Annotated in this window: 23 protein-coding genes; 11 read left to right on the forward strand and 12 right to left on the reverse strand. The window is 44.2% G+C overall.

Annotation, left to right across the window (positions count from 1 at the left end; all coding sequences use genetic code 11):
• Positions 1–66: 66 nt before the first annotated feature.
• Both Phpb_RS06595 and Phpb_RS06600 read right to left on the reverse strand, forming a co-directional pair.
• Positions 67–672: an RCC1 domain-containing protein gene (locus Phpb_RS06595; protein ID WP_065389669.1), complete on the reverse strand. Its 606-nt coding sequence runs from the start codon at positions 670–672 to the stop codon at positions 67–69.
• Positions 673–833: 161 nt separating this feature from the next.
• Positions 834–2144: an RCC1 domain-containing protein gene (locus Phpb_RS06600; RefSeq protein ID WP_065389670.1), complete on the reverse strand. Its 1311-nt coding sequence runs from the start codon at positions 2142–2144 to the stop codon at positions 834–836.
• Positions 2145–3212: 1068 nt separating this feature from the next.
• On the opposite strand from Phpb_RS06600, the gene spfP reads away from it, so the two are divergent.
• Positions 3213–3260: a small protein SpfP gene (spfP, locus tag Phpb_RS27655; protein ID WP_438361642.1), complete on the forward strand. Its 48-nt coding sequence runs from the start codon at positions 3213–3215 to the stop codon at positions 3258–3260.
• 81 nt (positions 3261–3341) lie between these two features.
• On the opposite strand, the gene yihA is transcribed toward spfP, so the two are convergent.
• Positions 3342–3974: a ribosome biogenesis GTP-binding protein YihA/YsxC gene (yihA, locus tag Phpb_RS06605; protein ID WP_065389671.1), complete on the reverse strand. Its 633-nt coding sequence runs from the start codon at positions 3972–3974 to the stop codon at positions 3342–3344.
• Between the two features lie 307 nt (positions 3975–4281).
• Here yihA and ppiA point away from each other — a divergent pair, with 307 nt between their 5' ends.
• Entirely contained in the window at positions 4282–4851 is a 570-nt protein-coding gene (gene ppiA / locus Phpb_RS06610; protein WP_065389672.1) for a peptidylprolyl isomerase A, read from the forward strand.
• 90 nt (positions 4852–4941) lie between these two features.
• Here the strand turns inward: ppiA and Phpb_RS06615 are convergent, their stop codons facing one another.
• A complete protein-coding gene (locus tag Phpb_RS06615; protein WP_065389673.1) occupies positions 4942–5292 on the reverse strand; it encodes a YcgJ family protein in 351 nt (116 codons plus the stop codon).
• A 244-nt stretch (positions 5293–5536) separates the two neighbouring features.
• Between Phpb_RS06615 and Phpb_RS06620 the strand changes: the two genes are divergently transcribed.
• Together Phpb_RS06620 and argD are read left to right on the forward strand one after the other, a co-directional pair.
• Positions 5537–6112: an aminodeoxychorismate synthase component II gene (locus Phpb_RS06620; RefSeq protein WP_036813465.1), complete on the forward strand. Its 576-nt coding sequence runs from the start codon at positions 5537–5539 to the stop codon at positions 6110–6112.
• Between the two features lie 122 nt (positions 6113–6234).
• Entirely contained in the window at positions 6235–7446 is a 1212-nt protein-coding gene (argD, locus tag Phpb_RS06625) for a bifunctional acetylornithine/succinyldiaminopimelate transaminase (protein WP_065389674.1), read from the forward strand.
• A 49-nt stretch (positions 7447–7495) separates the two neighbouring features.
• Here the strand turns inward: argD and crp are convergent, their stop codons facing one another.
• Positions 7496–8128, reverse strand: coding sequence for a cAMP-activated global transcriptional regulator CRP (gene crp, locus Phpb_RS06630; protein WP_010848517.1), 633 nt, complete (start codon positions 8126–8128; stop codon positions 7496–7498).
• Between the two features lie 318 nt (positions 8129–8446).
• Between crp and Phpb_RS06635 the strand changes: the two genes are divergently transcribed.
• The gene (locus Phpb_RS06635) at positions 8447–8854 is read left to right on the forward strand and encodes an OsmC family protein (RefSeq protein WP_065389675.1); all 408 of its coding nucleotides are present in this window, start codon (positions 8447–8449) and stop codon (positions 8852–8854) included.
• Between the two features lie 125 nt (positions 8855–8979).
• On the opposite strand, the gene Phpb_RS06640 is transcribed toward Phpb_RS06635, so the two are convergent.
• From Phpb_RS06640 to Phpb_RS06650, 3 genes are read right to left on the reverse strand one after another with little or no spacing between them, the layout of a single operon-like run.
• Entirely contained in the window at positions 8980–9849 is an 870-nt protein-coding gene (locus Phpb_RS06640; protein WP_065389676.1) for a phosphoribulokinase, read from the reverse strand.
• An 18-nt stretch (positions 9850–9867) separates the two neighbouring features.
• A complete protein-coding gene (locus tag Phpb_RS06645; RefSeq protein WP_065389677.1) occupies positions 9868–10086 on the reverse strand; it encodes a YheU family protein in 219 nt (72 codons plus the stop codon).
• The gene (locus Phpb_RS06650) at positions 10083–11063 is read right to left on the reverse strand and encodes a hydrolase (protein ID WP_065389678.1); all 981 of its coding nucleotides are present in this window, start codon (positions 11061–11063) and stop codon (positions 10083–10085) included. The genes Phpb_RS06645 and Phpb_RS06650 overlap by 4 nt, the downstream gene beginning before the upstream one ends.
• 104 nt (positions 11064–11167) lie before the next feature.
• Between Phpb_RS06650 and Phpb_RS06655 the strand changes: the two genes are divergently transcribed.
• On the forward strand, positions 11168–11776 hold the full coding sequence (locus Phpb_RS06655; RefSeq protein WP_065389679.1) for a LysE family translocator: 609 nt from the start codon (positions 11168–11170) through the stop codon (positions 11774–11776).
• Positions 11777–11944: 168 nt separating this feature from the next.
• Here the strand turns inward: Phpb_RS06655 and Phpb_RS26630 are convergent, their stop codons facing one another.
• On the reverse strand, positions 11945–12268 hold the full coding sequence (locus Phpb_RS26630) for a hypothetical protein (RefSeq protein ID WP_065389680.1): 324 nt from the start codon (positions 12266–12268) through the stop codon (positions 11945–11947).
• Positions 12269–12475: 207 nt separating this feature from the next.
• Here Phpb_RS26630 and Phpb_RS06665 point away from each other — a divergent pair, with 207 nt between their 5' ends.
• The 5 genes from Phpb_RS06665 (at position 12476) to tauD (ending at position 17281) form a co-directional block, all read left to right on the forward strand.
• Positions 12476–13645, forward strand: a complete 1170-nt coding sequence (locus tag Phpb_RS06665; protein ID WP_065389681.1) for an RNA-guided endonuclease InsQ/TnpB family protein — start codon at positions 12476–12478, stop codon at positions 13643–13645.
• A gap of 140 nt (positions 13646–13785) precedes the next feature.
• Positions 13786–14805, forward strand: coding sequence for a taurine ABC transporter substrate-binding protein (tauA, locus tag Phpb_RS06670; RefSeq protein ID WP_065389682.1), 1020 nt, complete (start codon positions 13786–13788; stop codon positions 14803–14805).
• On the forward strand, positions 14792–15559 hold the full coding sequence (gene tauB / locus Phpb_RS06675; RefSeq protein ID WP_065389683.1) for a taurine ABC transporter ATP-binding subunit: 768 nt from the start codon (positions 14792–14794) through the stop codon (positions 15557–15559). The genes tauA and tauB overlap by 14 nt, the downstream gene beginning before the upstream one ends.
• On the forward strand, positions 15556–16404 hold the full coding sequence (tauC, locus tag Phpb_RS06680; protein WP_065389684.1) for a taurine ABC transporter permease TauC: 849 nt from the start codon (positions 15556–15558) through the stop codon (positions 16402–16404). The genes tauB and tauC overlap by 4 nt, the downstream gene beginning before the upstream one ends.
• Entirely contained in the window at positions 16397–17281 is an 885-nt protein-coding gene (tauD, locus tag Phpb_RS06685) for a taurine dioxygenase (RefSeq protein ID WP_065389685.1), read from the forward strand. Before tauC ends, tauD begins: the two co-directional genes overlap by 8 nt.
• Here the strand turns inward: tauD and murP are convergent.
• The 3 genes from murP to Phpb_RS06700 form a co-directional block, all read right to left on the reverse strand.
• Positions 17273–18724 (reverse strand): PTS N-acetylmuramic acid transporter subunit IIBC, encoded by a 1452-nt coding sequence (gene murP / locus Phpb_RS06690; protein WP_065389686.1) that lies wholly within the window; start codon positions 18722–18724, stop codon positions 17273–17275. The genes tauD and murP overlap by 9 nt on opposite strands.
• Positions 18725–18753: 29 nt before the next feature.
• A complete protein-coding gene (gene murQ, locus Phpb_RS06695) occupies positions 18754–19659 on the reverse strand; it encodes an N-acetylmuramic acid 6-phosphate etherase (RefSeq protein ID WP_065389687.1) in 906 nt (301 codons plus the stop codon).
• A gap of 285 nt (positions 19660–19944) precedes the next feature.
• Complete coding sequence (locus tag Phpb_RS06700; RefSeq protein ID WP_065389688.1) at positions 19945–20424, reverse strand: Hcp family type VI secretion system effector; 480 nt, start codon at positions 20422–20424, stop codon at positions 19945–19947.
• Between the last annotated feature and the right edge of the window lie 62 nt (positions 20425–20486).

Consider the following 20486-nt stretch of genomic DNA (forward strand, 5'->3'; position numbering starts at 1 on the left):
GAGCTGTGTATTTGGCTCAGCCTTTTTTGAACTGTTCACAATAAATGGTAATGTTTAATAGCTCTGCTAATCATAGTCACCATGTGCTCTAGTGTCACCGCCTCCCCAAGCTACTCTCTTGCCATTTTCCCGTATGGCTATAAATGCCAATTGTGTTGCACTCAGGCTGATAATATCTTTCAATTTGGCAATTTCGGATGGCATTCTTCCTCCTAAATAAAGATCTCCCCAAGAAGCCACACTGCGGTCTTCCCGCAGAGCTGCGAATGCTCCACGTGTTGAACTCAGGTTGACGATATCTTGTAGTTGGGCAATTTCAGGTGGGAGCTGACCACCATAATTCTCATCTCCCCAAGCAACCACGCTATGATTTGCCCGTAGCACTGCGAATGCACGGTTAGTTGCACTCAAGCTGGTGATATCTCGTAATGCAATAATCTCAGGGGGGATTAGGCTGCCATGATTGTCACCGTCCCACCAGTAAAAGGGGCTTTCCCAAGTGATTACACTGCCATTTTGTAATAACATGGCGGTTACTCTTTCATTGGTGACAATATAGCTATTATTATGATCAATGTTACTATCATTACTATATCTTGCAGATTTACAGTATTGTTTTATAAAACTATCATCAGTATTTATATCTGGTGAGAAATCATTAGGTTGATTCATATTACTCTCCTGATAAGGTCGTATCGGATTTACCTTTACCCATAGGGAGCTTGTTGTCGTGAAACTTGTTTACCCTTACGGGCTAAGTTGGGGTGCAGCTTTCGTTTAGGGATGTTAATGGTTTTCTTATTTGTGATGAAAAAATAATGTCTAATAGCCAGCTAGTTATATTCTCCATGTTCTAAAAGATCTCCTCCGCCCCAGCCGACTCTCCGGCCGTCTACCCGCAAAGCTGAAAAAGCAGTGGCTGTTGAATTCAGACTGACAATATCTTTTAATTTTGCGATCTCGGGGGGAACATAACCACCATGTTGTCCGTGTCCCCAGGCGACTACACTACCGTTTGCTCGCAGCGCTGCGAAAGCATAAAGGGTTGAACTCAGGCTGACGATATCTTGTAATTGGGAAATCTCGTATGGAATTCGTAATTGCTTATCTTTATTCGAATCTTCCCAGAAAACTATGCTACGATTCGCCCGCAAAGCTGCGAAAGCATAGACGGTTGAACTCAAGCTGACAATATCCTGTAGTTGGGCAATATCGGGTGGGATACGGCTAGTATGATCCGGAATTCCCCAAGTAACCACGCTACGATCTGCTCGTAGCGCCGCGAATGCTTGATTTGTTGAACTTAGACTGACAATATCGTTCAGCTTAGCAATTTCTGGTGGAATTATATTTCCCCAAACAGCCACGCTACGGTCCGCCCGTAGCGCTGCAAATGTCTGCCCTGTTGAACTCAGGCTGGTGATATCTTTTAGTTGGGTAACTTCGGGAATTGGTCTGTAACCTGCTCCTCCCCAAATAACCACGCTACGGTCTGCCCGTAGCGCTGCAAAATACTCAAGAATTGAACTTAGGCTGACGATATCTTTTAGTTGGGCAATTTCGGGTGGTATCTGACCGCCGTACCTATCATTTCCCCAAGCAACCATACTACGGTCCGCCCGCAGCGCTGCAAATGCCTCCCCTGTTGAACTCAGGCTGACGATATCTTTTAGTTGGGCAATTTCGGGTGGTATCTGACTGCCGTACCTATCACGTCCCCAAGCAACTACGCTACGGTCTGCCCGTAGCGCGGCGAAAGCAAAAGTTGTTGAACTCAGGCTGACGATATCTTTTAGTTGGGCAATTTCGGGTGGGAGCAGGCCACCGACACTCTTATTTCCCCAGACAACTACGCTACGGTCCGTCCGTAGCGCTGCGAAAGCATAAAGGGTTGAACTCAGGCTGACGATATCCCGTAGTTGAGCAATTTCAGGCGGAACATAGCCGCCAGACATTATATCCCCCCAGGCGATGACACTGCCATTTTTCAATAGTATGGCAGTTGCTAGGATGCTAGTAGATACAGTAGAGCTGTTATTGTTTTTCGATGAATATTTTTTCCAATTATCTTCAAATGCATATCTTCCTAAAGAAGAGTTATTATCATTACTCGTGTTCGGTGATGAGTTATCATGTTGGTTCATATTACTCTCCTGATAAGGCTATATCGGATTTACCTTTGCCCATAGGGAGTTTGTGCAGTGAAACCTATCCCTTGTGGGTAAGTTAGATGACTACTTTAATTAAAAAATATTAATGTATTAATGCAAAAAAGTGTAATAGGAAAAAGCTATCAGATGATTATATGGCTTATATATTTTTGCAAAATAAAGCTCTCATGAGCTGTGATATTATGTTTGGTATTTATTTAAGTTTTTGAAAAAAATCAAGTTATATTCTGATTCTTCGTGTTTCCCTAGTCTTCCGGCTTGGAAGATATAACGGTTGTTTCTAAATTAGACTTTTTTATTTTAACGTTATTTTAGTTTATTCATTTAAATAATATTTATATAAATCATCTTTCCTGCCTACGTATAAGTTTCGAATTCATCGTTAATAATGACTTTTTTGTTTTTTGCATGGCAACTAAGGATCAGATAAATCATATAAATTTCTTCTTTTGAGTCATCCTCACATGTTCTTACCCTGATATTATCTCGGAATATCTGTGGTTCTATGTGATCCAATTTCAATTCTGGTCTTTATGCTTATGGCTTCTCCTTCTTCAACCGATATCTTGTAGCTGAGCAATTGCAGAATGAAAGGGGTAGTTATCATATAGTTGTTTGGATATGTATTCTTGTAATAAGAATTTTACATTTTTTTGTTCACTATCTCAGTGATGACATTAAAAAATGGTTTCAGTTGTGGATGAAACAGAGCAATTTTTGTTTTTCCATTTAGCAATATTACTGACCTAGAGGTAGATAAGTGTAATGTGAAAAGGTTACTGGACGGTTTTAAGTTCATGTGTTGCTGTAAAGTCAACATAACTAATGTAATATTTTATGTACTCATTAGTACTGATTTGTTGTCCATGTAATGCATATTAGATCCAAATCGCATAAATATGTAATTAAACTACATTTTATGGCGATAAAATGAACAAAAATCCCAGCTGAATCGAGATAATTGCTGAAAATAAATTACAAAAAGGCTTTTTCTAAGAAATAAAATAGGGTAGAGTTATTGGCGTAGGGTACAGAGGTAAGATGTTCTATCTTTCAGACCTTTTACTTCACGTAATCGGATTTAGCTGAATATTAGCTGCCCCAGTCAATTCTGACTGGGGCATTTTTTTCAACTGAATTTAACACGTAAGTGTATAAAGAAAGGATGAATTAACTATGGTTTTCAACAGGGACGGCGTTCTGGCTGAACCATATATCCAGTTTTTGTTGTAGTTTATCGATACCGATTTTTTTCGGGGTCGAGAAATATTCCACTTGAATATCCCCATTAAGCGCCAATAGGGCGTCACGAACTTTATTCAGTTGACTTTTACGGGCGCCGGATGCCAATTTGTCGGCTTTAGTCAACAACACCATAACCGGCACCTGCATTGCGACTGCCCATTGGATCATTTGCTGATCAAGATCTTTCAATGGGTGGCGGATATCCATCAGCACGACCAGTCCGATCAGGCATTCACGTTTTTGTAGATATTCACCCAATGCTTTTTGCCATTTGCGCTTCATCTCTTCCGGCACTTCGGCATAGCCATAACCCGGTAAGTCAACCAGGCGAATACCTTCTTCTACTTCGAATAAATTGATGAGTTGAGTTCGGCCAGGGGTTTTACTGGTACGAGCGAGGCTTTTCTGTTTTGTCAGAGCATTCAGAGCGCTAGATTTACCTGCATTTGAACGACCGGCAAACGCGACTTCAATGCCCATATCTTGAGGCAGATGGCGAATATCAGGTGCGCTCGTGATAAAACGGGTCATATGATAGTTGTGGTTTTTGATGGTCAAAATGATTATCTCCCTGAGAAATGCGCTGAATATATGGCAAAGGGGATTATACCGATAGCCACTGTTGGTTGACAGGATTAAAAATAATGACATATTTCTAATGGGTTGAACCGAGCTTGCTATTTTGTTACCGATGGTGACCCGGTTTGTGAAATAAAATCTAACCTATTATTGGAAGGATGAATTTTTCTTCAAAGCCTCCGTCGATTGATAGCGTAAAGGTAGGTAAATATTGAGCACGATGTTGAAGAGATTATTAGAATTGATTTAATTTGTGTTGTTGACCTTAATAATATAGGAACCCAGAATGTTGAAACGTATTTTAGTAGCACTTGTAACTGCATGTTCTCTGAGCGCAATGGCGCCTCTGGCTTTGGCTGCGGGAGAAACCCATGTGAAGCTGACCACAACGGAGGGTAATATTGAACTGGAATTAAATGACCAGAAAGCGCCAATTACAACGAAGAACTTTATTGAATACGTCAATGAGGGTTATTACAACAATACAATCTTCCATCGGGTAATCCCTGGATTTATGGTGCAGGGTGGCGGTTTTACCAAAGATTTACAGCAGAAAGCGACTAAAGCCGCTATTAAAAATGAGGCGGATAATGGACTGCGTAATTTACGCGGAACTATCTCTATGGCGCGTACCGCCGATAAAGACAGTGCTACCAGCCAATTTTTTATTAATGTAGCAGACAATGCTTTTCTTGATCATGGACAGCGTGACTTTGGTTATGCAGTCTTTGGTAAGGTCGTAAAAGGCATGGATGTTGTGGATAAAATCTCTCAAGTCAAAACGGGAAACGTTGGTCCATATCAGAATGTACCGGTTAAGCCTGTCGTTATTCTGTCTGCGGAGATTATTCCTTAATTTTATTATCTTGATTGGGGTATAGAGTTTCTAGTTAACTCTCATCAGATTGAAAAACTGGCCCGCATTAAATGAAGGCCAGTTCCGCCGTTATTCATACATCTTTTGGGTAAATTCTTTATTCACTTCGGTTTGTGGATAATATCTGTCTTTGTAACATTTTTTCTCTTTACTCTCACAGTGTACCCCATTACTTAAAGTGTAAGATGAAAAGTCAATATCTTTCCCATCACCAAACTCTTTTTTCAGGCGCTCTACCGCTTTTTTCCCTAAATACTTTTCGGTTAATTTTAGCGATACCCCTTGTTGATCAGAGCAATATTTTCCTTTTTTATCACAAACCACCCCTTTTTCCGGGAAGAAAATGTTAGCGGTTTTGGTAACAGCTAGCGTGGAGAAGGACAGTAAAAAAAGAGATGCTATAATCAGTTTTGTCTTCATAACAATTACCTTTACTTATTGAATATCAAAATAGAGCCTATGTTTTGTAGGGTATGAGAGTAAGTTGGTTGAGGAAAAAATAGCCATCGATTTTGTTATACTATGCTACAAATATTGATGTGCTATGATAGCCGCCCCGTTGTCGCGAGGCCGTTTTACCTGGAGCCATGTTGTGCAGGATAAACAAATTGCAGGAGTGGCAGGGCAACAAATACAGCGATAAAAATGAGTAGGATTGACTCCTATGTTACTAATAATAGATAACTATGATTCTTTTACATATAACTTATATCAATATTTTTGTGAATTGGGTACAGATGTTTTAGTTAAGCGCAATGATGAATTGCAACTTGAAGATATTGAGAGATTGATGCCTACTCATTTGGTGATTTCCCCTGGTCCTTGTACCCCAAATGAAGCAGGAATTTCTCTGGCGGCGATTTCTCATTTTTCGGATAAATTGCCGATTCTTGGTGTTTGCCTTGGGCATCAGGCAATTGGACAGGCGTTTGGCGCCAGCGTGGTAAAAGCCAGGGAAGTGATGCATGGAAAAACTTCGGCTATTCACCATAATCAGCAAGGTGTGTTCAAAGGGCTTAACCGGCCATTAACCGCGACGCGTTACCATTCATTGGTGATTGCCGCAGAGACATTACCTGCCTCATTTGAAGTCACCGCATGGAGCCAGCATAACGGTGACGTCGATGAAATTATGGGCATTCGTCATCGCACGCTACCATTGGAAGGTGTGCAGTTTCATCCTGAAAGTATTCTCAGTGAGCAAGGTCACCAATTACTGAGCAACTTTCTGAGATATTAACCAGATACCGATAATTTCTTCATTTATCCACCTTTTTCATTTGCCCATCTTCGATTTTTTATGCATATTCAGTGATTATATTTTCACTTCTGAATGGCGTATATATAAAAACGGGTGGGAAAATGAAGGGGCATGCCGCAGTAGATAGAAACACATACGATCACGTTATGTTGCCAATTTATTCACCGGCGCAGTTTATTCCGGTGAGAGGGCAAGGTAGCCGTGTATGGGATCAACAAGGGAAAGAGTATATTGATTTTGCGGGTGGGATTGCTGTTGTGGCTTTGGGTCATTGTCATCCTGCGTTAGTGGATGTCTTGAAGCAGCAAGGGGAGAAACTTTGGCATATCAGTAATATTTTCACCAATGAACCGGCTTTGATTCTGGCGCGGAAACTGATTGATGCCACTTTTGCTGAACGGGTATTTTTTGCCAATTCAGGCGCGGAAGCGAATGAAGCGGCATTTAAACTGGCTCGCCACTATGCAATTACTCGTCACAGCCCCTATAAAACCAAAATTATCGCATTTCATCAGGGTTTTCATGGTCGCACCTTATTTACCGTCTCTGTGGGTGGTCAGCCGAAATATGCTGATGGTTTTGGGCCAAAACCCGCGGATATTATTCATGTGCCTTTTAATGATTTAAACGCAGTGAAAGCCGTCATAGATGACCATACTTGTGCTGTTGTATTGGAGCCTGTTCAGGGAGAAGGGGGAGTTACGCCGGCAGCACCGGCATTTATTCGTGGATTGCGTGAGCTTTGTGATAAACATCAGGTATTGTTGGTGTTTGATGAAGTGCAAAGTGGGATGGGACGTACCGGTAAACTATTTTCTTATATGCATTATGATGTTACGCCGGACATCATTACCACAGCAAAAGCATTGGGAAATGGCTTTCCTATCAGCGCTATGCTGACGACAGAGAATATTGCTTCAGCGATGACGCCGGGAACTCACGGTACAACTTATGGCGGTAATCCGTTGGCTTGTGCAGTTGCAAATGTGGCTTTTGATATTATTAATACACCAACAGTTCTGGAGGGAGTTGAAAAACGCCATAATTTGATGGTGAATTTTCTGAATGATATCAATCAAAAATATTCGATATTTGGTGAAATTCGAGGAAAAGGCCTGCTGATTGGTGCAGAACTCAAAGCGCCGTATCAGGGGAAAGCTAAAGATATTCTGCAACTAGCGGCTGACAATGGCTTGATGTTGTTGAGTGCCGGCGGTGATGTATTGCGTTTCACTCCTTCATTGATTATCAGTGAAGAAGAGATTGCTCAGGGCATGGAACGGCTGGAACAGGCAATTAATCAGTTGGTGTAATTAAGTACAAGAAAAATCAGCGCAGGATTATGCGCTGATTAATCAAGCGTTAACGTGTACCGTAAACGACAATAGTTTTACCGTGTGCGGAGATCAAGTTTTGGTCTTCTAACATTTTCAGAATACGACCAACCGTTTCGCGGGAACAGCCGACAATCTGACCAATTTCCTGACGCGTGATTTTGATTTGCATTCCGTCCGGGTGGGTCATTGCATCTGGTTGTTTCGCCAGATTCAATAAAGTTTGGGCAATCCGGCCGGTAACATCCAGGAAAGCTAAATTACCGACTTTCTCAGAAGTGGTTTGCAAACGGTTTGCCATTTGGGCAGATAAACGCATCAAAATATCCGGGTTTACCTGAATCAGTTGACGGAATTTTTTATAGGAGATTTCAGCCACTTCACAGGCGCTTTTGGCCCGTACCCAGGCTGTACGCTCTTGCCCCTCTTCAAATAATCCAAGTTCACCAATGAAATCTCCCTGATTTAAATAGGAGAGGATCATCTCTTTGCCTTCTTCATCTTTAATCAAAACCGCAACAGAGCCTTTTACGATGTAGTAAAGCGTCTCTGCTTTTTCGCCTTGATGAATAAGCGTACTTTTAGATGGATATTTATGAATATGGCAGTGTGACAAAAACCATTCAAGAGTCGGGTCTGTTTGTGGCTTGCCGAGAACCATTCGTTTCATCCTCTGTTGTTATCGCTGCCTAAATAACACGAGAATCTAAAAGTTTCTCGTCAGGCTGGCTTATAAAGACACTAGCTTAACATATTAGTTTGTTGAAAAACCGACAGATAAGGGTTTTATATAGGTTATCTGAAATTTGAACCTTACGTATTGAGCTTAACCTATATACCTGGCCCGCTTCTGTTTTTAACACAGGAAAAGGCTTCTGTCTTGTCTTGTATTGTTTCAGCATAATAAACCGCTCATTAGATTGCCAGTTTAATACTGAAAGAGTAGGCTTGGATGCAAAGAACGACTTAAGAGGTATTTATGCAAGCGCGGGTAAAATGGGTTGAAGGATTGTCTCTTTTGGGGGAGTCATCTTCCGGTCATCAGGTCATGATGGATGGTAATGCCGGCGATAAGGCGCCAAGCCCAATGGAAATGGTATTAATGGCAGCCGGTGGTTGCAGTACGATTGATGTAGTTTCTATTTTGCAGAAAGGCAGGTACGACATAAGAGATTGTGAAGTAAAATTAACTTCCCACCGTCGTGAAGAGGCGCCACGCTTGTTTACTCATATTAATCTGCATTTTATTGTTACGGGTAAGGATTTGACAGATAAAGCGGTTGAACGTGCAGTCATGTTGTCTGCGGAAAAATATTGCTCTGTTTCATTGATGTTGGGGAAATCAGTTGAAATTACCCACAGTTTTGAAATTAAAGATATAGCTTGAAAAATTATTTCTTGATTAGAAAATAACAACAGGTAACTAATATCTCAGTTACCTGTTTTTTTAACTGAATAATATAAGAGGTAAACTTTAAGTGCCGGATTTTCTCGATTTATCTCAGGCGCTGATTAACTAATTTTTCCCCCTTCCAGCAGTCGCTGTACCAATGGCGTCATAATTAGCTCCATTGCTAATCCCATTTTTCCGCCGGGAACCACGATGGTATTAATGCTTGAAACGAATGAGCCTTGTAACATGGCTAACAAGTATGGGAAATCAATTTGAGTCAGATCACGGAAGCGGATGACAATAAAACTTTCATCCAATGATGGAATGGCTTTAGCTGAAAATGGATTGGATGTATCAACGGTGGGAACACGTTGAAAGTTGATATGTGTTCGCGAGAATTGTGGCGTAATGTAGTTGATATAATCATCCATAGAACGCACGACAGAATCCATCACGGCTTCCTGCGAGTGCCCTCGTTCTCCGGTATCGCGGATAAGTTTCTGTATCCATTCAAGGTTGACAATCGGCACGACTCCCACTAGCAAATCAACATGACTGGCAACGTTATGTTGCGGTGTGACAACGCCGCCGTGCAGACCTTCATAAAACAGCACATCAGTCTGCTTGGGTAAAGATTCCCACGGCGTAAATGTACCGGGGAGCTGGTTGTAAGGGACGGCATCGTCATAGGTATGAAGGTACTTCCGACGGCGGCCTTCACCAGTTTCACCATAATCAATCATGGTTTTTTCCAGCATGCCGAAATCATTGGCTTCCGGCCCAAAATAACTGATATGCCTGCCTTGCTCTTTGGCTTTACGGATTGCGGCATCCATTTCAGGGCGGGTGTAGCGGTGGAAACTATCTCCCTCTATCTGTGCCGCACTGATGTCAAGTTGCTGGAAAATCTTGCGGAAAGCTAAGCTGGTGGTGGTGGTTCCGGCGCCGCTGGAGCCGGTAATTGCGATAATCGGATGTTTGGCGGACATACAGTAAACTCCATAATATTAAGAATGGAACATCTCTTTTGGCACAATATTGATACTTTCATGCAGTTCAGACCACACCAGCATAACATCTCCCTGTTCCAACTGACGGCGTATGTCAGTGACTTTTTGCTCCAGAGATTTTTCATCTTCGCCATAATCAGTACCTTCCCGCAGGATGAAACTCTCTATCAAATTTAGCAGAGTTTCTGGCTGCAATTGTTGCCACGGAATAATCATTGTGGTTGCTCCAGATAAGATGACAGCCAATTTGGGATGCGTTGTTCCAGCCACATTTGTGGTTTCTTCAACGAACCACTGACAAAGCCCACATGTCCACCATATTCTGTCATTTGGTATTCAATATTTTTGGGTAACATTTTGAGATCAGGAACAACTTCCGGTGTCATAAAGGGATCGTCTTTAGCATGAATAATCAGCAGTGGCACAGTAATATCAGGCAGACGCGGCAGAGCACTGCACTGGCGGTAGTAGTCCGCCGCATTTTTAAAGCCGTGGATTCTTGCGGTTATAATTTCATCAAATTCTCGAATATGTTTCAATCTTTTTACCTGAGACAGATTGATGGGGAGGGAACCGGGGTAGCGTAACAATTTACGAGTGGCATTACGTTTCAGGCTATTAAGTAAATAACGTTCATAAACCTGAGAAAATCCTTTTTCTATCCGAAAGGAACAGGCTGCCAGCATCAAAGGGGCGGAAACAATGACGGCGGCATTGATCTGGGCGTTTGTTTTTTCTTCCGCCAGATAGCAGGCCAGCATATTACCGCCGACTGAATAACCGACGGCTGAGGTGGGTGCATCACCGTAGGTCTGTTTTAACCAGCTCAGAAAATAGCGGGCATCGCTTGTTTCGCCGGAATGATAGAGACGCTTTTGGCGGTTTGGTTCACCACTGCATCCGCGGAAATGCATGACAACCCCAAGCCAGCCTTTCTCTTGGCAGATATGAAGCAAACCGTGGGCATAAGGGCTGTGGAAACTGCCTTCCAGACCATGAAACAGGATCAGCCGTGGTTTATGTGCTGCGGTGGCGGGATCTTCACTCCACGCCAGATCAACAAAATCGTTATCCGGTAAATTAAGTCGTTGCCAATATGGTTGCAGTTCAGGATACCGCCGCACCAGACGCGGGAGGAGTGTCTGCACATGCGGATTACTGGCTCCGGTTAGAGGTCGAAAGATATCAGTCATAATGGTTTCGAGTTAAATTGATTAGTTATCTTGTATGGTGAATAACATACTGATATTTTCTGTGAAAGGGAAACGCCAATATTCAGGATGAAAGATAACTCTTCATGACAGCAAGCCTGATTTTTTCATTAACGACTTTTTTGTTTATTTCTGCCATTACGCCGGGTCCGAACAACATGTTGCTGACTTCATCGGGCGCTAACTTCGGTTTTATCCGCTCTTTGGGGTTGCTCCTTGGCGTTGTTCTGGGCATGCAGACGATTTTATATCTGGCTGCTTTCGGAATAGCGGCATTGCTGTTGGTCTACCCTGCTATTCACACGGTTATGAAAATTGCAGGTAGCCTCTATTTGCTATGGTTAGCATGGAAAACAGCAACGGCCAGTTACCGGCGTCTGGATACCAAAGACAGCGCTGTTATCAAGCCGGTTAGGTGGTACCAAGGTTGGTTATTGCAGTTTTTAAATCCGAAAGCCTGGCTGATGGGGTTGGGAGCTGTTGGCAGCTACAGTATTGCCGGTGATCACTACCTCTATTCCATCATTGTGATCAGCATTGCGGTGATGTTTATTAATGTCTTGTGCGGCATGGTGTGGGCGGGTTTTGGTTCGCTGATAGGGACGTTACTCCGTAGTCGTAATGCTTGGTTTATTTTCAATATCATGATGGGCATATTAACGGCAACTTGCGTGCCATTGATTTGGCTTGGGTAATTCAGACAGTTAATTGCGTTTTTAGCAAAATCCGCCGTAAACCCTTGCCCAGTGCGAGGGTGTCGCAAAAGGCCGGCATTGACAATAAACCCATAGAGATTGATTGCCTGTTATTGGGACTGACAACCCTGATTTTATCTGCTTCTTGGGGATTGGCGGGGGTGGTAGTTAAAGCTTTTTTTCTCGCAAAATCGCTTCCTGAGTCAGGAGGTTATAGTGAGAACACGCCGCTTCTATCACGGTTCCGTCCCCCGCCAGACAGGAAACACCGGATTGACTGTGATGTAATACGGATGAGGTGTAATCGCGTTCGAAAGGGGCCAAATCCTGCTCATCAAGGATATCGGAGACAATAAATGCCGCGCGTTTCCCCACTTGCTTCAAATAGTCATGGAGGGAAAGAACTCCTTCCAGTACAGTTAGGTGCTGAGCGGTGACAAACTGACGCCCGGTATGAACGGAAGGTGTCAGTTGCCGTAGGAATTGAGTCATAGAAGGTCTCGTTTGGAATATTAACCCAGAGCTTAACTGATATTAGCTGATAAGGGTTAACTTTTGCGACATCCTCAGTGCGGGCGGGGATATAAGGCGAAAAGCCCAGAGGGCTTTAGGGCTGGCAACTCCGACGTCTCCTGACTGGATTGATATCTGCCGGTAAAACAGGCTAAAATCAATGTACTTTATCAATGAGCGCTGAATATGTTAAGAGCGACCAAAGTCCGCATCTACCCTACACCCGAACAGGCCGGGTATCTTAACGGCCAGTTCGGCGCGGTCCGTTTTGCGTACAACAAGGCGCTGCACATCAAAAAGCATGTCTACAAACATCACGGCGTAAGTTTACATCCGCGCAAAGACCTCAAACCGCTCCTGGCGGTCGCGAAGCAATCCCGCAAGTATGCCTGGCTCAGGGCATATGACGCCATTGCATTACAGCAGGCGGTGATCAATCTGCATACCGCGTTTGATAATTTCTTCAATCCAAAGTTGCGCGCCCAACTTCCCACATTCAAACGTAAACAGGGCAAGCAATCCAGCTATCACTGTGTTGGGGTGAAAGTGCTGGAGGGCGCAGTAAAAATCCCGAAATTGTCACCGATAAAGGCCCGCATACACAGAAAAATTGAAGGGAAAGTGAAGAGCATTACGCTCTCTCGCACCGCCACGGGAAAATATTTCGCCGCTATCCTGTGTGACGATGGCAAAGAGGCGCCGGAAAAGCCGGACGTTATCACCCGCGTGACCGGGTGTGATATGGGGTTATCCCATTATCTTATTCAGTCGACCGGGGAGAAGGTCAATAACCCGCGTCACCTTATCAACGCCGCCCGTAACCTGCGTCGTAAGCAGAAATCACTGTCCCGCAAACAACAGGGCAGCGCTAACCGCGGCAAGGCCCGATTACGTCTGGCGGCCGTCCATGAACGGGTAGCCCATGCCCGCGCCGATTTTCAACACAAACTCTCTCGGACAATAGTTGACGAAAACCAAGCGATCATTGTTGAGACGCTGAAATCGGCTAACATGATGAAGAATCACCACCTTGCCCGCGCTATCGGGGATGCGGGCTGGCATGGCTTCGTCAAGAAACTGGAATATAAAGCCGCAGCGGCGGGCGTTCATCTGGTCAAACTGGATCAGTGGTTCGCCAGTTCGAAAACCTGCCATTGCTGCGGTCACAAAGTGCCAGAAATGCCGCTGCGTAAGCGGATCTGGCCATGCCCTTTCTGTCGAGTCGAACATGACCGCGATATCAATGCGGCGCTCAACATCCAGCGCAAGGGCATAACAGAATTACAGGCGGCGGGACTCGTCGTTTCTGCCCACGGAGGCCAGCGTAAATCCGTCATAAAGACGGTGGCGGCCTGAGAAGTGGGAAGCCTCGCCGTTTTTTACGGCGGGGAGCAGTCACTTATAGAAAATACTATTTTATTCTTTTTTACTTTGGCAAATATCTACAACACTTATTCTGATGTACCTCGTCTTTTTATGGCATTGGAGGTGTTTAAGTGGGTAGATCCGCTCTTGTGGTTTATCTTTTTTTTCTGGCGCTCTTGCTATTGGCTCCCGCTGTTCAGGCGAACAGTCAGCAAGTAACGATTGCTTATCAAACTTCACCAGAGCCGGCAAAAGTTGCTCAGTATAACGGCGATTTTGCCCGGCAATCGGGTGCTGATGTTCAATGGCGAAAATTTGACAGTGGTTCCGCTGTGTTGCGAGCGTTAGCTTCTGGTGACGTGCAGATAGGCAATATGGGTTCCAGTCCGTTAGCGGTTGCTGCCAGCCAAAAACTACCGGTGAAGATTTTTCTCATTGCTTCCCAGTTGGGGCAATCGGAAGCACTGATTGTTAATCAAAAAATCACTGAGCCTTCTCAGCTTATCGGCAAGCGAATTGCTGTTCCTTTCATTTCTACCGCCCACTACAGCCTATTAGCCGCATTGCATCACTGGCAGATAGATCCAAAGCTGATCCAGATTATTAACCTACAACCACCGGCGATTGTTGCCGCATGGAAGCGCGGTGATATTGATGGTGCTTTTGTCTGGTTACCGGCCGTGAATGAATTAGCTGCAACAGGCCGCGTGCTGACCGATGCAGCGCAAATTGCCCAATGGGGAGCGCCAACGCTGGACGTATGGGTTGTCCGTAATGATTTCGCGGAACAACATCCTGAATGGGTCACCATATTCGTGAAAAGTGTACTGGATGAAAATCAGCGCTATCTGACTTCTCCTGAAACATGGCTGGCAAATAACAGGAATATTGCTGCGGTATCGAGACTGAGTGGCTTGTCGGAAGACAAAATCAGTCGATGGATACTCACCAATCGTTATCTGAACGCTGATCAGCAGTTGAGTTTATTAAAGTCAGAAATGGCGAAAGTGATTCGTGATACGGCCAAGTTTCTGCAACAACAGGGTAAAGTTTCACAGGTTGCTGATAATTATCAGGATTATGTGACAGATAAATTTATCAAGGCGATCGTTTCATCAACAATGGCTGGAGGGAACGATGCTACAAATTAGTGGCTTAACCGCCAGATATCAGGACCAAGAAGTTCTTCGTGATATCAGTTTTGATATTACCGCCGGGCAATTTGTGGTGATCCTTGGGCCATCCGGCTGTGGCAAAACAACCTTGTTGAATCTGATTGCGGGTTTTCTCACCCCTTTCTCCGGTGATATTTGGCTGAATGGTAAACCGGTAACTGGCCCCGGTGTAGAGCGTGGTGTGGTGTTTCAACATGAAGGATTGATGCCGTGGTTGAAGGTACTGGATAACGTGGCTTTGGGGCTGAAATTTGCCGGTGTGACTAAAAAACAGAGATTGGAGACCGCTCGGCAGATCATTCATCAAGTTGGTTTGAGTGATTACGAAGATAAATATGTTTGGCAACTGTCTGGCGGCCAGCGACAGCGGGTGGGGATTGCGCGTGCATTGGCGGTTGAACCTCAACTATTACTGTTAGATGAACCGTTTGCAGCGCTTGATGCTTATACCAGAGAACAGATGCAGGAACTTTTGCTGACTATCTGGCGTGACAGTAAAAAACAGTGTCTGTTGATTACTCACGATATTGAAGAAGCCATATTTATGGCAACTGATCTCTATTTGATGGAATCTTCACCGGGAAGAATTGTTGAACGGATTACCCTCGACTTTGGCCAACGATTTGCAGATGGAGAATGTAGCCGCAGCATTAAATCTGATCCCGATTTTATTATCTGCCGTGAATATGTGTTGGAACGCGTGTTCAGATACCGGAGGGCTTTGGTATGACTCTTTATCAGGAACAGGAAGCCGGTGTGGTGGCTCTGCTGAAAAATAGTAAAAGACGTTTTAAACCAATTCCTGTCGGGGTGCTATGGCGATTAGTTACCGTTGTTACTTTATTATTTATCTGGTGGCTAGTGACAACATTCGGCTGGATTGAATCCGTATTATTGCCGGCGCCGGGTCAGGTGGTACATCAATTAATAACCGCAGCGAGTGAACAAGGGTTTATGGGGGCGACGTTATGGCAACATTTGGCAGCCAGTTTGAGCCGAATGTTACTGGCTTTATTAGCCGCGGTAGCTATTGCTATTCCGGTAGGAATAGCAATGGGGCTGAATGAAAAAATCCGAGCGGTGATGGACCCTTTGATTGAGCTGTACCGACCTGTCCCGCCGTTAGCGTATTTACCTTTGATTGTCATCTGGTTTGGAATCGGAGAAACCTCAAAGGTTTTACTGATCTGGCTAGCCATTTTTGCGCCGGTGACGTTATCTACCGTGGTGGGGGTACAAAATGTTGGGCAAGTGCGAATAAGGGCGGCACAGGCGTTGGGCGCTAGTCGCTGGCAACTACTGAAACACGTTATTCTTCCTAATGCTTTGCCGGAGCTGTTGACCGGTCTGCGTATCGGGCTTGGTGTTGGCTGGTCGACTCTAGTGGCCGCGGAACTGATTGCCGCCACACAAGGGTTAGGCTTTATGGTGCAATCGGCGGGTGAGTTTCTGGCAACTGACATGGTGGTGGCGGGAATCATTGTCATTGCGTTGATTGCATGTGGCTTAGAGCTGGGATTGCGGGCTATTCAACGTCACTTAATGCCGTGGCATGGGGTAAACAATCATGAATGAACGTCTGAAAATCGTCCCGTTAGGACCTTATATTGGCGCGCTTGTGGAACAGACGAATCTCACTAAACCGATGACGGATATTCAGTTTGAGCAACTGTATCACGCACTGCTGAAGCATCAGGTATTATTCTTTCGTAATCAACCTATTACGCCAATACAGCAACGTGATTTGGCCGGTCAATTTGGTGATTTACATATTCACCCGGTTTACCCTCATACACCAGAAAGTGAAGAGATTATTGTTTTGGATACTCATGACAACAATCCGCCGGATAATGATAACTGGCATACGGATGTGACTTTCATTGAAACACCACCGATGGGGGCCATTCTAGCGGCTAAAAAAGTCCCGCCGTTTGGTGGAGATACGCTGTGGTGCAGCGGTATCGCTGCGTTCGAAGCATTGTCAGAGCCTTTCAAAACATTGCTGATAGGGCTTGAGGCTGAGCATGATTTCACTAAGTCTTTTCCTGAACATCGACATCGAAGTTCTAAAGAGCAACATCAGCGCTGGTTAGCGGGTAAAGAGAAAAACCCGCCTTTGCTACATCCGGTTGTCAGAACACATCCCGTTTCTGGTCGTTCAGCGCTGTTTGTTAATGAAGGTTTCACTACCCGGATTGTTGGTCTCAGTGATAAGGAGAGTGAAGCGATTTTGAACTTTCTATTTGCCCATGTTACAAAACCTGAATTTCAGGTGCGTTGGCGCTGGCAGGAGAATGACATCGCTATCTGGGATAACCGGGTGACTCAACATTACGCCAACGCGGATTATCTGCCTCAGCGCAGGATTATGCACCGAGCAACGATTCTGGGTGACAAACCGCGTTATTTTTATAAAGCCAATAAAGAGAGTCATTCACTATCATCAGGTTAAATCGACATTTTTACTGCCAAATAGCAAAGTCATAACAAAGCCACTGATATAAGCAATCACTAGCCCGGCGGCATACACGGCCATTCCGACAAAAATACCACTGTTTGAGGTCATCAGTGGTAGTGCTACTAATCCAGATGGGCCAAAAACCGTATTCAGCCCAACAGGTAATCCCAAATAAGCCACCAAACCGATAAAAAAACCACCGGCGCCGCCGCCCAAACAGGCGGTGATAAAAGGTTTAATCCGTGGGAGTGTGACGCCATAAATCAAGGGTTCGCCGATGCCAAGAAAGCCTGGAATAATGGCGCCTTTTATCTGCGTGCGTAGCAGAGAATCTTTTTTCGCCTTGATGTACAGCGCCAGCGCCGCACCAACCTGTCCGCCGCCTGCCATTGCCAGGATTGGGAACAGAGAATTAAAGCCTTGTGCGTCCATCAGTGCGAAATAGACGGGAACAAACCCTTGGTGAACACCAAACATAACCGCGAGTAAAAATAGCCCGGCCAATATCGCCGTACCAAAAGGATTACCGTTAAGGTGAAGGAATAGCCATGACATGCCGCTAAACAGATAACTCCCCAATGGCATGATAATAATAAAGGTGATTGCTCCCACGATTAGCAGCGTAATAGCCGAGGTAAGGATCATATCCAGATTGTCTGGAATAATCTTACGAACCTGCCGTTCTACCCATGCTCCCAGAATAGCGGCGATAAGAACGCCGATAATATTGCCGCGTGGATCGATGCCATAACCAAAGAAAGTGGAAATACCGGAATAGAAACCGCTGGTGGCGTCTGGGTTATAGCTGAGTACAAACAGCGAAGCGATAATGGCGCCATTTATTCCCGATCCGCCAAATGCTTTTTGCGCGTTATAACCGATCAGAATACTCAGAAAGCTGAACATGCCTTTACTGAAAACTTTCATATAGCCGATGATTTCAACCAAAACAGTATTAGGGTGTTTAACGCCTTGAATAGCTATCTGTTCGAGTAAAGTGGCAAAGCCGAGAAGCAAGCCAACGGCAATAAAACCGGGGATCAGTGGGGTAAAAATGGTAGCGAACTTGGTCAGGAATTTATGTACCGAGCTTACCTGTTTCTCTTTAAGTTGCTTTTTATTCGCAGAAGCAATATTGGTTAAATCAGTGCCGCTCGGTTTCGATTGTTCTGTAGGAGGAGAAAAATTTAGCAATTCATTCATTATTTCAGCCGCTGCTTGGGCTTTTCCCGGCCCAAGCACAATCTGAAACTGATTGTCGCTTTCGACAATACCTAACACATTCGGGATCTGTTTTAACGCGGTTTTATCCACCAGAGTATTATCATGCAATGTCAATCGCAGACGGGTCATACAGTTACCGCATTGCGCCACATTATTTGCATTGCCGATAGCTTTAAGGATCTGAGCAATGACTGTCTGATTAATTTTAGCCATCTTATTACTCCTTCTCAGCAAGGAAATCGTTACCGAACGGCTGAGATCGTCGGTCGAATAAAACCGTGATGTTTTTCCAGTAAAGCCTTTGCTTGTTGAGCGCTGACTCCAGCCAGAATCATCACAATGGCGGTTTTACAATGTCCATCACATTCAGCCAGTGCCTGCTCCGCTTGTTCACGATTGCATTCTGTGGCGGCCATAACGATATTTTTCTGCCTTTCAACCAGCTTGGCATTCGTCGCTTCTACGTCCACCATCAGGTTGCTATAAACTTTGCCTATACGAATCATGGCGCCGGTGGTCAACATATTCAGAATTAACTTTTGTGCGGTACCGGCTTTCATACGTGATGAACCTGTGACAATTTCCGGCCCCACTATCGGTGTAATGGCGATATCGGCTGCTTGTGTCATCGGGCTTTCCGGGTTACAGCTAATGCAGGCAACGGTGGCGCCGACGGATTTCGCATACGCCATCGCACCCAAGACATAAGGTGTACGGCCGCTGGCGGCAATGCCAACCAATACATCTTTTGCATTAAAGTTTAGCGCTTGAAGATCATTTACGCCCAGTTGTTGGTTATCTTCTGCATTTTCAACGGCGCTTAGGATGGCCTGATGCCCGCCGGCAATTAATCCAACCACTTGTTCCGGTTTGGCGCCATAAGTAGGCGGACACTCACTGGCGTCCAAAATCCCTAATCGGCCCGATGTCCCGGCACCGATATAAATTAAACGGCCTCCCTGATGGAAAGCTTCGGCAATTTTATCTACCGTTTCAGCGATTTTCGGCAAAGTTTGCTCTACAGCCAGTGCGACCTTTTTATCTTCATTATTAATCAGTTTTAGCATTTCAAGGGTTGGTAAAGTATCAATATTGGCACTGGCGGGATTGCGGCTTTCAGTGACCATACTGTTGAGATTGATTTTCATATTGTTTTCCTAAGAGAGCATTCTGTAATTGATAATAAAAAATCATTTATTCTTAAAATGTGATTATTATCACGGTGTTAATTGTTTGAAATTTTTACCGGGCGTTATACCGCTCGAAGTTAAAAACGTTGTATTTTTTGGTTGAACTTGAGTTATCAGAATAGAGTTGGATTTATTGGAAAAAAGAAACGAAAGCGGTGTTGTCGCTATAATTATTAAAATAATTAATGTGTGAGTGGGTAGAGTTAAGCATATATATTTGTATACGCTTAACTCGGTTTATTTTCAATAAATTCTATCATCCCATATGCTATAGGCAGATGTGCCGGCGGTTATGTGACTCCAGGATATGGATCTATATTTGAGAAAGACTTTTTCGTACGGCATCACTTCATGATCATTTATTGAGTGCGGGTAAACGCAAGCAATATCAGTAATACTCGCTTCTGTTAATTTGACCTCATAGAAAAGTTCTAATTGCCCAGCCAGATTTGTTCTATAAAAGAAGAAAATCGCATTGATTAGCTCGTTTGACGATATTGCGGAGGCTAACAGCGGGGATGATTTATCTATTGGCTTGAGAAATTGTATAGGGTGATGATCGACATGTTGTTGGCGAGCTATCGAGTGCTTTAAACTCAATATTTGTATTTGATCTTCGTGCCCATTTTGATATCGGTTCCCTATAGAGTCTAGCGTTGAACAACCGGCAGAAATTAAACCTTGATTCTTACCATTTAACGATAAATAGATTATATGTGACATAAGCGATTACCATGCAAATTCTTTATTTAAGTTACCTAGAACGATATGTTTAGGCTGTCAAG

Origin of the sequence: Photorhabdus namnaonensis, assembly GCF_001684335.1 — a bacterium.
GTDB lineage: Bacteria > Pseudomonadota > Gammaproteobacteria > Enterobacterales > Enterobacteriaceae > Photorhabdus > Photorhabdus namnaonensis.